General features: G+C 62.9%; 10 protein-coding genes. 3 read left to right on the top strand and 7 right to left on the bottom strand.

What is annotated here, in order from left to right; all coding sequences use genetic code 11:
* Positions 1–21 precede the first annotated feature (21 nt).
* The 7 genes from HCF10_RS02690 to HCF10_RS02660 all read right to left on the bottom strand — a co-directional run bounded on the left by HCF10_RS02690 (position 22) and on the right by HCF10_RS02660 (position 8,248).
* The gene (locus HCF10_RS02690; protein WP_131697292.1) at positions 22–1,032 is read right to left on the bottom strand and encodes a chemotaxis response regulator protein-glutamate methylesterase; all 1,011 of its coding nucleotides are present in this window, start codon (positions 1,030–1,032) and stop codon (positions 22–24) included.
* The gene (locus HCF10_RS02685) at positions 1,029–3,302 is read right to left on the bottom strand and encodes a hybrid sensor histidine kinase/response regulator (RefSeq protein WP_167654833.1); all 2,274 of its coding nucleotides are present in this window, start codon (positions 3,300–3,302) and stop codon (positions 1,029–1,031) included. Before HCF10_RS02685 ends, HCF10_RS02690 begins: the two co-directional genes overlap by 4 nt.
* On the bottom strand, positions 3,299–4,000 hold the full coding sequence (locus tag HCF10_RS02680; RefSeq protein WP_167654832.1) for a chemotaxis protein CheW: 702 nt from the start codon (positions 3,998–4,000) through the stop codon (positions 3,299–3,301). Before HCF10_RS02680 ends, HCF10_RS02685 begins: the two co-directional genes overlap by 4 nt.
* Positions 3,997–5,250, bottom strand: a complete 1,254-nt coding sequence (locus HCF10_RS02675) for a CheR family methyltransferase (RefSeq protein ID WP_145335089.1) — start codon at positions 5,248–5,250, stop codon at positions 3,997–3,999. Before HCF10_RS02675 ends, HCF10_RS02680 begins: the two co-directional genes overlap by 4 nt.
* Complete coding sequence (locus HCF10_RS02670) at positions 5,247–5,759, bottom strand: chemotaxis protein CheW (protein ID WP_131697296.1); 513 nt, start codon at positions 5,757–5,759, stop codon at positions 5,247–5,249. The genes HCF10_RS02675 and HCF10_RS02670 overlap by 4 nt, the downstream gene beginning before the upstream one ends.
* A complete protein-coding gene (locus HCF10_RS02665; protein ID WP_145335091.1) occupies positions 5,759–7,381 on the bottom strand; it encodes a methyl-accepting chemotaxis protein in 1,623 nt (540 codons plus the stop codon). The genes HCF10_RS02670 and HCF10_RS02665 overlap by 1 nt, the downstream gene beginning before the upstream one ends.
* Positions 7,382–7,540: 159 nt before the next feature.
* Positions 7,541–8,248 (bottom strand): tellurite resistance TerB family protein, encoded by a 708-nt coding sequence (locus HCF10_RS02660; RefSeq protein WP_131697298.1) that lies wholly within the window; start codon positions 8,246–8,248, stop codon positions 7,541–7,543.
* Between the two features lie 191 nt (positions 8,249–8,439).
* Here HCF10_RS02660 and HCF10_RS02655 point away from each other — a divergent pair, with 191 nt between their 5' ends.
* From HCF10_RS02655 to ydcS, 3 genes are all read left to right on the top strand, one after another.
* Complete coding sequence (locus HCF10_RS02655; protein WP_167654831.1) at positions 8,440–9,351, top strand: LysR family transcriptional regulator; 912 nt, start codon at positions 8,440–8,442, stop codon at positions 9,349–9,351.
* A gap of 132 nt (positions 9,352–9,483) precedes the next feature.
* On the top strand, positions 9,484–10,941 hold the full coding sequence (locus tag HCF10_RS02650) for a gamma-aminobutyraldehyde dehydrogenase (protein WP_205885399.1): 1,458 nt from the start codon (positions 9,484–9,486) through the stop codon (positions 10,939–10,941).
* Between the two features lie 71 nt (positions 10,942–11,012).
* Positions 11,013–12,164 carry a putative ABC transporter substrate-binding protein YdcS gene (gene ydcS / locus HCF10_RS02645; RefSeq protein WP_131697301.1) on the top strand — a complete coding sequence of 384 codons (1,152 nt, stop codon included), beginning with the start codon at positions 11,013–11,015 and terminating at the stop codon, positions 12,162–12,164.
* Positions 12,165–12,286 lie beyond the last annotated feature (122 nt).

The raw sequence follows: 12,286 nt of genomic DNA, 5'->3' as shown, positions 1-12,286 counted from the left end.
CAGCACCGTGGAAGGTCATGATCATTTTGCAAAGACCTCCAGCAGTCGGGGCGCAATTCTATCCAGTGGGCGAATTTCAACAGCAGCATCAATCGCCGCCGCCGCTTTGGGCATGCCATACACCGCCGAGCTTTGCTGATCCTGGGCGATGGTCAAATAACCTTGTTCACGCATTAACTTGAGCCCCTGGGCCCCGTCACGGCCCATACCGGTGAGCAGTACGCCGACGGCATCGCCATTCCAGTGGCTGGCCACGCTTTCGAAGAACACGTCGATCGAAGGCCGGTAAATCTCGTTCACCGGCTCTGCGGTATAGGCTAGCGTGCCATTCTTCAATAAACGAATGTGATGATTAGTGCCGGCCAGCAGCACCACCCCGCTTTGCGGCGGCTCGCCTTCCCGGGCCAGGCGTACCGGCAGGCCGGAGGCACTGCTCAGCCACTCGGCCATGCCGGCGGCGAATACCTGGTCCACATGCTGCACCAGCACAATGGCCGCGGCAAAGTCCCGGGGCAAACCCCTGAGCAGGATTTCCAGGGCAGCCGGGCCACCCGCCGAAGAACCGATCGCCACCAGGCTCTGGCGTTTGCCGGTGCTGCGCTCCGGCGTGGTTTCGGCGCGCACACGGCTGCCGCGCTGGCCGATCAGCCAGCCGATGTTGAGGATCTTGCGCAGCAACGGCGCCGCCGCATCCTTGGGGTTGCCCACGCCGAGCGCCGGCGTATCCACCACATCCAGGGCGCCGTGACCCATGGCTTCGAACACCCGACTCATATTGGCCTGGCGGTCAACGGTCACCAGCAGGATCGCGCACGGGGTCTCGGCCATGATCTGCCGAGTGGCCTCCACGCCGTCCATCACCGGCATGATCAAGTCCATCAGGATCAGGTCCGGGGTCAATTCAGCGCAGCGCTGCACCGCCTCCAGGCCATTGCCGGCCACCCACACCACCTGGTGCGCGGGTTCGAAGCTCAAGGCCCGGCGCAGGGCCTCCACGGCCAGGGGCATGTCATTGACGATCGCAATCCTCATGACCGCGCGCCTCCAATCAGTTCCACCACGGCATCCAGCAGCGCGTCATCGTGGAAGCTGGCTTTGGCCAGATAATAATCGGCGCCAGCGTCCAGCCCGCGACGGCGGTCTTCTTCACGGTCTTTGTACGACACCACCATCACCGGCAACGATTGCAGGCGACTGTCACGGCGCAAGAGTGTGACCAATTCAATACCGTCCATACGAGGCATATCGATGTCAGTGATAAGCAGGTCGAAGTCTTCGGAGCGCAAGGCGTTCCAGCCGTCCATGCCGTCGACCGCGACGGCCACTTCGTACCCACGATTAAGCAGCAATTTGCGTTGCAACTCCCGCACGGTGAGCGAGTCGTCCACCACCAGTACTCGCTTGCGCGGTGCTTCGTTGGCCTGCTGGCTGCGCCGGGCGATGCGTTCCAGGCGCCCGGTGTTGAGCAGCTTGTCCACCGAGCGCAACATGTCTTCCACATCGACGATCAATACCACCGAGCCGTCGTCCAGCAAGGCGCCGGCGGAGATATCCTGGACCTTGCCCAGGCGATCATCCAGCGGCAGCACCACCAGCGTGCGCTCGCCGATAAAGCGCTCCACGGCGATGCCGTAAACCGCATCGCGCTCGCGGATCACCACCACCTTCAAGGTTTCATCATTGTTCTGCCCTGGCGGGCGCTGCAATAACTGGCTGGCGGCGACCAGGCCCACATGCCGACCCTCGTGCCAGAAATGCTGGCGGCCTTCCAACTGCACGATATCGTCAGGCGCCAGGTCGCACATACGCTCGATATGGGCCAACGGGAACGCATAGGCTTCTTCGCCGACCTCCACCACCAGGCTGCGGACCACCGACAGGGTCAGCGGCACCTCCAGATGGAAGCGGCTGCCCTGCCCCGCCGTCTGCTCCAGCACCACCGCGCCACGCAGTTGACGGACCATATGTTGCACCGCATCCAGGCCGACACCACGCCCGGACACTTCGGTAACCTTGTCGCGCAGGCTGAAGCCAGGCAGAAACAGGAACGTCAGCAGTTCCTCTTCGCTCAGGCGCAGGGCGGTCTCCAGCGGTGACAGGTGCCGGTCGACGATGGTGCCGCGCAGGCGCTCCAGGTCGACGCCGTTGCCGTCGTCACTCAGTTCCAGCACCAGCAAACCGGCCTGATGGGACGCACGCAGGCGGATCAAGCCTTCGGCCGGTTTGCCTGCCAACAGGCGTTGGTCGGGCATTTCGATGCCGTGGTCGACGGCATTGCGTAATAAATGGGTGAGTGGCGCTTCGAGCTTTTCCAGCACGTCGCGGTCGACCTGGGTCTTTTCGCCCTCGATCTCCAGGCGTACTTGCTTGCCCAAGCTGCGGCCGAGGTCGCGCACCATGCGCACCTGCCCGGCCAGCACATCGGCAAACGGGCGCATGCGACACGCCAGCGCGGTGTCGTAGAGCACCTGGGCGCGTTGCCCGGCCTGCCAGCCGAATTCATCCAGCTCGGCGGTCTTTTCCGCCAGCAACGCCTGGGCTTCGCTCAGCAGGCGTCGGGCATCGGCCAGCGCTTCCTGGGCTTCGAGATTCAAGTTCAGGGTCTTGAGCTGGCCGTCCAGGTTGTCCAGGGCACGCACGCTGTTGCTCTGGATCCGCTTGAGGCGTTGCATGCTGGCGAGGTAGGGCTTGAGGCGCTGGGTCTCCACCAGGGATTTACTGGATAAGTCCAGCAGGCTGTTCAGGCGCTCCGCGGTTACCCGCAGTACGCGTTCGCCGCCTTCGGTCATGCGCTTGTTCTGGCGCACAGGCTCGCTGGTGACCGGTGGCGCGGGCTCGGGTTCTGCGGGCAGCTCTTCGACGATAGGCGCAGGCGCCGGCTCGGGTGGCGGCGCGAGCCTGGCAGCGGGCTGGGACGGGTCGAGCAGGCGCTCCATCAGCGCCACGTAGGCTTCGATGTCCGCCGGCCCCACGTCGTTGCCGGGGGTGGCGATGCGCATCAGCAGGTCGGTGCCCTGCAGCAGCGCGTCGATATGTTCGGGTTGCAGGTACAGGCGGCCTTCCTGGGCGCTGACCAGGCAATCCTCCATGACATGCGCCACGCTGACGCCGGCGTCCAGCCCAACGATTCGCGCCGCGCCCTTGAGCGAGTGCGCGGCGCGCATGCAGGCTTCCAACTGGTCGGCCTGGGTCGGGTTGCGTTCCAGGGCCAGCAGGCCCGCGCTCAATACCTGAGTCTGCGCATCGGCTTCCAGGCTGAACAGTTCCAGCAGCGAAGCATCACGCATCTGGTCGGGGGTCATGTGAGGCTCCGGGTCACGGCGGACAACAATTGCGCCTCGTCCAGCCAACGCAGACTGCGGCCCTTCCACTGCAATACGCCCTGGGTAAAGCGGCCGCTGGCCTGGGTACCGGATGCCGACGCCGCCTTCAAGGTGCGCTCATCGATGGCATGGATACCGTCGACTTCGTCCACCGGCACCACCACCGGACCGTCCTGGGCGGCAATAATCAACATCCGCGGCATGATCCGCCCACCGCTGGCGCCATGGCCGGTGGTGTCCAGGCCCAGCAGCCCCACCAGCGACAGGCATGCCACCAGCGCGCCGCGTACATTGGCCACGCCGAGCAACGCCCGTGAACGCTGGTGCGGCAAGGAGTGGATCGGTTGCAGGGTTGCCACCTCTACCAGGCAACGGGTGGCGATACCCAGCCATTCTTCGCCGAGGCGGAATATCAGCAATGAACGGGTGGCCACCTCCTCGCCACGCGCAACGCCGGCCTGCGGGCGATGATCGTCCTGTTGCAGGGCATAGCGGTCCAACAGGCGCGTGGCTGCCGCCGAATACACTGAGCAATTGCGGCAGTGAATATGGTCCGCCAGCAACGGGCAGGATTTGTCACCATGAATACCGATGCGGTTCCAGCAGTCGTCGATGGCTTGCGTGTCGGCCAGGGTCAAGTCCAGGCCGGTAGTGTCGAGCACGTCTGGGCTACTCATGGTTTTTGCTCACTGTCGGCTCGCTCGCTACGCGCGGCCCGCGCCTGCAACCGGCGCGCCCCCGCACTGTCTCCCTGGGACTCGAGCAAGGCGGCCAGGTGCATCAAAGCCTGCGAATGCTGGGGCTCCAGGTACAAGGCTTTTCGATAATAGCCCTGGGCTTCCAGGGCGCTGCCGGCCACATCGCTGAGCAGTCCCAGCCAGTAGAACACCTGGGCGGCCGGCGGGTGGTTGTTCAGATATTGTTCGCACGCGGCGCGGGCATCAACGCTTTTGCCTTCATTGGCCAATGTAGCGATCCGGCTGAGCAAGGCGCTCGCATCGGACGCCGGCGCCTTGATCGGCACCACTTGGGCGCTGACTGTGCTGAACGGTCGCGGCTTGACAGGAATCGGTGCGGCGCTGCGCTGGGGTATGGGCATCGGCATGAAAACCGGCTCGGGCTTGACCGGCTCGGCATGTCGGCTGAACGCAAAGGACTGCGGCACACCGATCGAACGCATGCCATGCCGGCCCAGCAGGCTGCCCTCGGCCGGGCCGATAAACAGCACGCCGTCCACGTGGGTCAGGCCTTTGAGCACATCGAAGACGTGCTTCTGGGTCGGCTGGTCGAAGTAGATCAGCAGGTTGCGGCAAAACACAAAATCGTAGCTCGCCTCGTTGGTCAGCAATGCGGGGTCGAGCAGGTTGCCCACCTGCAGGCGCACCTGTTCGCGCACCCGCTCGGCGATGTGGAAGCCGTCGCCATATTCGACGAAGTGGCGATCACGAAAGGCGATGTCACCGCCGCGAAACGAGTTCTTGCCGTACACCCCGCGCCGGGCACGCTCCACCGACAGAGGGCTGACGTCGATGCCCTGCACTTTGAACTGGTGCGGCGCGAGGCCGGCATCCAGCAGCGCCATTGCGATCGAATAAGGCTCTTCGCCGGTGGAACAGGGCAGGCTGAGGATACGCAGCGCACGCATCTGGTTGATCTCGAGCAGGCGCGCCTTGGCCAGGCGGGCCAGGGTCGCGAAAGATTCGGGGTAACGGAAAAACCAGGTTTCGGGGACGATCACCGCTTCGATCAGCGCTTGCTGCTCATCGTGGGAACGCTGCAGATGGTGCCAGTAGTCATTCGTGGTGCCGGCCTGAATGGCTTGGCACCGCTGGCGTACGGCACGTTCGATGATGGCCTCGCCGACCGAGGCGACATCCAGGCCGATGCGTTCCTTCAGGAAGGCAAAGAAGCGCGGGTCGCTGCTCATAGGCTCTGCTCGGCGCTGAACAGCAGAGTGCGCACTGGCTCAGTGAGCAATTCATCGACGCCGATCCACTGCATCAGGCCCAACGCATCTTCACGGACCAGCCCCAGGTACGGGGCTTCACGGTTGTCCAGGCCATAAGGTTTGAATTCCTCAATCGCGCAACGCAGGGTGTCGGTGGCCTGCTCCAGGATCAGCCCCAGCCAGCGCGCTTCGACCCAGGGTTCGGGTTGATAGTTGACCAGCACCAGCCGCGTGCTGGTGCGGGCCTGGGCAGGTTTGCCGAAGGTCAGGGCGCTGAGGTCGATGACCGGCACCAGCAGGCCACGATGGGCGAAGATCCCCGCCACCCACTGCGGCGCATGGGCGATGGGCTTGAGGGGCAGGCGCGGCAGCACCTCGGCCACTTCCGTAGCCTTGAGGGCAAAGCGCTCCTGGCCGACGTGGAACACCAGGAACAACGCTTTTTTCGCTGCCGGGACGGCGCCGCGTTTAGCCGCGAGGTCGCTCATCAGACTTTGAAACGCGACACGCCGCTGCGCAGACCCACCGCAACCTGGCTCAGTTCATCGATGGCAAAGCTGGCCTGGCGCAGGGACTCCACCGTCTGGCTGCTGGCATCACCCAGTTGCACCAGGGCGTGGTTGATCTGCTCGGCGCCCGTGGCCTGGGCCTGCATGCCTTCGTTGACCATCAACACCCGCGGCGCCAGCGCCTGTACCTGATGAATGATCTGCGACAGCTGCTCGCCCACTTGTTGCACTTCGAACATGCCTCGGCGCACTTCTTCGGAGAACTTGTCCATGCCCATGACACCAGCGGAAACCGCCGACTGAATCTCACGCACCATCTGCTCGATGTCGTAGGTCGCCACGGCAGTCTGGTCGGCCAGGCGGCGCACTTCGGTGGCGACCACGGCAAAACCGCGCCCGTATTCACCGGCCTTTTCGGCTTCGATGGCGGCATTCAAGGACAGCAGGTTGGTCTGGTCGGCGACCTTGACGATGGTCACCACTACCTGGTTGATATTGCCGGCCTTCTCATTGAGGATCGCCAGCTTGGCGTTGACCAGATCGGCGGCGCCCATCACCGAATGCATGGTTTCTTCCATCCGCGCCAGGCCTTGTTGGCCGGAACCGGCGGCCACCGAGGCCTGGTCGGCGGCGGTGGACACTTCGGTCATGGTACGGACCAGATCCTTGGAAGTGGCAGCGATCTCCCGCGAAGTGGCACCGATCTCGGTGGTAGTCGCAGCAGTTTCAGTGGCAGTGGCCTGTTGCTGCTTGGAGGTGGCGGCAATTTCGGTGACCGAGGTGGTGACCTGTACCGAAGAACGCTGGGCCTGGGACACCAGGGCCGTAAGCTCGGTCATCATGTCGTTGAAGCCGGTTTCCACCGCGTTGAATTCGTCCTTGCGCGCCAGGTTCAGGCGTTTGCTCAGGTCACCGTCACGCATGGTGCCGAGGATGTCGACGATGCGCTGCATCGGCGCCATGATCGCGCGCATCAGCAGCAGGCCGCACAGACCAGCGGCAAGAATCGCCACGGCCAGCGACATGAACATGCTGACCTTGGCCGAGGCAACCGCGTCGTCAATAGCCGCCGTTGCTTTATCCGACACTGCCTTGTTTTCGGTGATGATGTCGTTGAGCTTCATGCGCCCTTCGGTCCAGATCGGCGTCAATTGCTCTTCCAACAACTCGCGTGCGGCCGGCATGTCATTAGCTTCGACGCGCTCAAGCACCTGGCCCAACACCTTGTTGTAGTTGATGTGAGCGGCCTTGAAGTTATCGAACTCCATGCGATCGGCCTGGCTATGGACCGTTGTTTCGTAGTTGGCCATCTGCTGCTCGATACGCGATTCGAAGGCCCTGTAGTCCGACTTATCGCTACTGGTGAGGGTTTTATCCTCGCGCAGGCCAATAATATCGATGGTCTGCAAATAGCTGTCGACCCACGCGCTGCGAATCATCGAACTGAGATAAACCCCCGGCACCGCATCGTCACGCACCGCTTCCTGACTGGCTTCGATCTTCATCAACCGTGAGTAGGACACCACAACCATCAGCAGCATGATCGCGATAATGACCGCAAAGCTCGCCAAAATCCGCTGGCGCAAGGTCCAATTCTTCACAGTACTTCCTCGAAGGGCCATTCAAATGGAGGGGAGTATAGCTGAGCAGAAGCCCTCATTTATCAATGGGTTTTGGTGTTGTGCCGACATAAATGCAAAAACACCTGTGGGAGGGGGCAAGCCACCTCCCACATCTATGGTTTTGCGTACACCCGGTGGTTATTGACTAAGCCGTACCTGCTTTTCCAGCTCTAGCTTCAAGCCGGGCTCGAGTTTCAGTTGGCGGGCCAATTCGTCCAGATAGGCCTTTTCCATAAAGTTCTCCTCGTCCACCAGCATCACGCTGGCGATGTACATCTCGGCGGCCATTTCCGGGGTACTGGCGGCGCGGGCGACGTCGGTCGGGTCCAGCGGTTTGTTCAACTCGGCGTGCAGCCAGCTTTGCAGTTCGCGGTCGTCGTCCAGCTTGGTGAATTCACCTTCGATCAGTGCGCGTTCACGCTCATCCACATGCCCGTCGGCCTTGGCTGCAGCGACCAGGGCCTTGAGGATCCCCTGGCTGTGCTGCTCGACCTGGGCCGGTGGCAGGCGGTCGATGGTTTGCGGCTCGCCCTGAGGCACGTTGGCCTGCTTGGCCTGCCAGTTGCCGTAGGCTTTGTAGGCAATCACGCCCAACGCGGCCAGCCCGCCGTAGGTCAGGGCCTTGCCGCCAAACTTGCGCGCCTTCTTGTTGCCCAGCAACAGGCCCATGGCACCCGCCGCCAGGGCGCCGCCGCCCGCACCGCCGAGCAAGCTACCCAGACCGCCGCCGCCGAGCAGCCCACCGAGGGCGCCTTTATCGTCCTGCTTGCGCTGGCCGCCGGTTTTGTTCTGCAACATGTCCTGGCCGGACTTGAGCAACTGATCGAGCAATCCACGGGTATTCATTCGTAGCCTCCAGACACTAGGGTTCATAGGACCAATAGGCCCTCAGCGTAAAACTAAGTGCCAAAAAGCCGCGATCTAGAGTGCTTCCAGATGTAACGCCGCGCTGGCCGCTTGTAGCTTTTCGCTGCCGTTCGCTAAAACCGATATACACTCGGACAAATCTATAAAAACACCCCACCGGTAATTCCAGCATGATGACCTTGCGTCAAATCCGGCATTTTATCGCCGTGGCCGAGACCGGCTCGATCTCCGCAGCCGCGCAGACCGCGTTCATTTCCCAGTCCACGCTGACCCTGGCGATCCAGCAACTGGAGCAGGAAATCGGCATCAACCTGTTCAACCGCCATGCCAAGGGCATGACCCTCACGCATCAGGGCCATCAGTTTTTGCGCCAGGCGCACCTGATCCTCGCCACCGTCGACAATGCCAAGCGCAGCCTGCAACAGAGCACCGATCAGGTAGCCGGGCAGTTGATCGTCGGCGTGACCAGCCTGGTCGCTGGCTATTACCTGGCAGATTTGCTCACCCGCTTCCAGCGTGCCTATCCCAACGTGGAGATCCGCGTGATGGAAGACGAGCGCCCGTATATCGAGCATTTGCTGGTCAGCGGTGAAATCGACGTGGGCGTGCTGATCCTCTCCAACCTGGAAGATCGCCACGCCCTGCAGACCGAGGTCCTCACCCACTCGCCCCACCGCCTGTGGCTGCCGGCGCAACACCCGCTGCTGGAGCACGACAGCATCAACCTCGCCGACGTGGCAAGCGAGCCGCTGATTCAGCTGAACGTCGACGAAATGGGGCATAACGCCCAGCGCATGTGGGCCGGTGCCGGCCTGCAACCGCGCGTGACCCTGCGCACCGCCTCCACCGAGGCCGTGCGCAGCCTGGTGGCGGCAGGCCTGGGCGTGTCGATCCAACCGGACATGACCTACCGCCCCTGGTCCCTGGAGGGCGACATTATTGAAGCGCGACCGATTGCCGACCTCAGCCAGACCCTGGACGTCGGCCTGGCTTGGCGCCGGGGCACTGCACGCCCGGCATTGGTGGATCCGTTCCTCACCGTAGCGCGGGAACAGCCACACCCACGCAAGCCATCTATTTAATCGAATGCTGCGTTCAGTATTTAGTATTTGTTGACCTCGCGCCTGACCTCTAGTCTCTCTCTATCCATAAGAGAAGGTGAGGCGCCTCGTAGGAGAACGCCCATGACCACACAAGAAAAGAGATCGCGAAAAATGTCCGGCGCCCCCACCCCGCTGCTCACTGCGTTGTTGATCGACGGCGAACTGGTCCAGGGCCAGGGCATTGCCGAGCCGATCCTCAACCCGGCCACCGGCGAAGTGCTCACCCGGATCGCCGAAGCCAGCACCGAGCAGGTCGAAAGCGCCATCCTCGCCGCCCACCGCGCCTTTGCCGGTTGGTCGCGGACCACGCCGCAACAACGCTCGAACATCCTCCTGGGCATCGCCGACGCCATCGAGAAACAAGCCGACTACCTGGCCCGCCTGGAATCGCTGAACTGCGGCAAGCCATTGCACCTGGCGCGCCAGGATGACTTGAGCGCCACCGTCGATGTGTTCCGCTTCTTCGCCGGCGCCGTGCGCTGCCAGACCGGCCAGCTCAGCGGCGAGTACCTGCCGGGCTACACCAGCATGGTGCGCCGCGATCCAATTGGCGTGGTGGCCTCGATTGCGCCGTGGAACTACCCCTTGATGATGGCCGCATGGAAGATCGCCCCGGCGCTGGCGGCCGGTAATACCCTGGTGTTCAAGCCGTCGGAACATACGCCGCTGTCGATCCTCGCATTGGCCCCGGTCATGAAGGACTTGTTACCACACGGGGTCGTCAACATTCTGTGTGGCGGCGGTGAAGGCGTCGGCAGCCATTTGGTCAGCCACCCGAAGGTGCGCATGGTGTCGCTGACCGGCGACATCGTCACCGGCCAGAAAATCCTGCAAGCCGCCTCCAAGACACTCAAACGCACACACCTGGAATTGGGCGGCAAGGCGCCGGTGATCGTGTGCAACGACGCCGACCTGCAAGCCGTGGTCGAAGGCGTGCGTGCCTACGGCTACTACAACGCCGGCCAGGACTGCACCGCGGCGTGCCGCATCTACGCTCAGGCGGGCATCCACGACAAATTGGTCGCCGAACTGGGCGCGGCGGTCAGCAGCCTGCGCTTTGCCGGCAAGCGCGATGCCGATAACGAACTCGGCCCGCTGATCAGCACACGCCAGCGCGACCGCGTGGCCAGCTTTGTCGAACGCGCCCTCGGCCAACCGCATATCGAGCGGGTCACCGGTGCGGCCGTGCATTCGGGGGCTGGCTTCTATTACCAGCCGACGCTGCTCGCCGGCTGCAAACAAAACGATGAAATCGTCCAGCGCGAAGTATTCGGCCCGGTGGTCACCGTGACCCGCTTCGACGCACTTGAACAGGCTGTGGACTGGGCCAACGATTCCGAATACGGCCTGGCCTCCTCCGTCTGGACCCAGAACCTGGACAAGGCCATGCAGGTCGCCGCGCGCCTGCAATACGGCTGCACCTGGATCAACAGCCATTTCATGCTGGTCAGCGAAATGCCCCATGGCGGGTTGAAGCGCTCGGGGTATGGGAAAGATCTGTCCAGCGACTCTCTACAGGACTACAGCGTGGTGCGCCACATCATGGCCCGCCACGGCCAGCACCTTTAAAACAACAACTAAGCTCATGCGTTACGGCTTCACACACTGCCCCGACCATAATTAAAGAAGAGGGAACCCCCATGTCTGCGCATAAGACCGCACTGCTCAGTGCCCTGACCACCGCGCTGCTGGCCAGCGTCAGTATCCAGGCCGCCGAACCGCTCAAGGCGGTGGGCGCCGGTGAAGGCCAGTTGGATATCGTCGCCTGGCCCGGCTATATCGAACGTGGCGAAAGCGACAAGGCCTACGACTGGGTCACAGGTTTCGAGAAGGAAACCGGCTGCAAGGTCAACGTGAAAACCGCCGCCACCTCTGACGAAATGGTCAGTTTGATGGCCAAGGGCGGTTATGACCTGGTCACCGCGTCGGGCGATGCGTCGCTGCGGTTGATCGTCGGCAAGCGTGTGCAACCGATCAACACGGCGTTGATCCCCAACTGGAAGAGCATCGACCCGCGCCTCAAGGATGCGCCGTGGTATGTGGTGGGCCAGCAGACCTACGGCACCCCGTACCAGTGGGGCCCGAACGTGCTGATGTACAACACCACCGTGTTCAAGACCGCGCCGACCAGTTGGAACGTGCTGTTCGATGCGCAAAACCTGCCGGACGGCAAGCCGAACAAAGGACGCGTGCAGGCCTATGACGGGCCGATCTACATCGCCGATGCGGCGCTGTACCTCAAGTCCACCAAGCCTGAGCTGGGCATCCAGAGCCCGTACGAGCTGACCGAGACCCAGTACAAAGCCGTGCTCGAGCTGTTGCGCGCGCAGCAACCGTTGATCCACCGCTACTGGCATGACACCACCGTGCAAATGAGTGACTTCAAAAACGAAGGCGTGGTGGCCTCCAGCGCCTGGCCGTATCAGGTCAACGGCCTGCAAAACGAGAAGCAGCCGATTGCCTCGACCATTCCCAAGGAAGGCGCCACCGGCTGGGCCGACACCACCATGTTGCACAGCGAGGCCAAACACCCCAATTGTGCCTACAAGTGGATGGACTGGTCGCTGCAGCCGAAGGTCCAGGGCGATGTCGCCGCCTGGTTCGGCTCGCTGCCGGCGGTGCCTGCAGCCTGTAAGGAAAGCGAACTGCTCGGCGCCGAGGGTTGCAAGACCAACGGCTTCGACCAGTTCGACAAGATCGCCTTCTGGAAAACCCCGCAAGCTGAGGGCGGCAAATTCGTGCCGTACAGCCGCTGGACCCAGGATTACATCGCGATCATGGGCGGCAGGTAAAACCCTGCAGACGGCATAGATCCCCTGTGGGAGGGGGGCAAGCCCCCTCCCACATTGACCGCATTCACAGATGTTTTGACTTTTCAGAAGTCCAGGCCGGGCCGCTGCGACGACCCGCGCCC

This window comes from Pseudomonas sp. B14(2022) (assembly GCF_012030485.1).
In the GTDB taxonomy this organism is placed as follows: Bacteria; Pseudomonadota; Gammaproteobacteria; order Pseudomonadales; family Pseudomonadaceae; genus Aquipseudomonas.
Note: the sequence above shows the minus strand (reverse complement) of the source record. Positions and strands in the feature narration are given on the sequence as shown.

What these genes read in the sequence shown, in the direction of transcription:
- HCF10_RS02660 (WP_131697298.1), bottom strand. Translation starts at nt 8,248, where the DNA reads ATGAATACCCGTGGATTGCTCGATCAGTTGCTCAAGTCCGGCCAGGAC.
- HCF10_RS02685 (WP_167654833.1), bottom strand. Translation starts at nt 3,302, where the DNA reads ATGACCCCCGACCAGATGCGTGATGCTTCGCTGCTGGAACTGTTCAGC.
- HCF10_RS02655 (WP_167654831.1), top strand. Translation starts at nt 8,440, where the DNA reads ATGATGACCTTGCGTCAAATCCGGCATTTTATCGCCGTGGCCGAGACC.
- HCF10_RS02680 (WP_167654832.1), bottom strand. Translation starts at nt 4,000, where the DNA reads ATGAGTAGCCCAGACGTGCTCGACACTACCGGCCTGGACTTGACCCTG.
- HCF10_RS02650 (WP_205885399.1), top strand. Translation starts at nt 9,484, where the DNA reads ATGTCCGGCGCCCCCACCCCGCTGCTCACTGCGTTGTTGATCGACGGC.
- HCF10_RS02675 (WP_145335089.1), bottom strand. Translation starts at nt 5,250, where the DNA reads ATGAGCAGCGACCCGCGCTTCTTTGCCTTCCTGAAGGAACGCATCGGC.
- ydcS (WP_131697301.1), top strand. Translation starts at nt 11,013, where the DNA reads ATGTCTGCGCATAAGACCGCACTGCTCAGTGCCCTGACCACCGCGCTG.
- HCF10_RS02670 (WP_131697296.1), bottom strand. Translation starts at nt 5,759, where the DNA reads ATGAGCGACCTCGCGGCTAAACGCGGCGCCGTCCCGGCAGCGAAAAAA.
- HCF10_RS02690 (WP_131697292.1), bottom strand. Translation starts at nt 1,032, where the DNA reads ATGAGGATTGCGATCGTCAATGACATGCCCCTGGCCGTGGAGGCCCTG.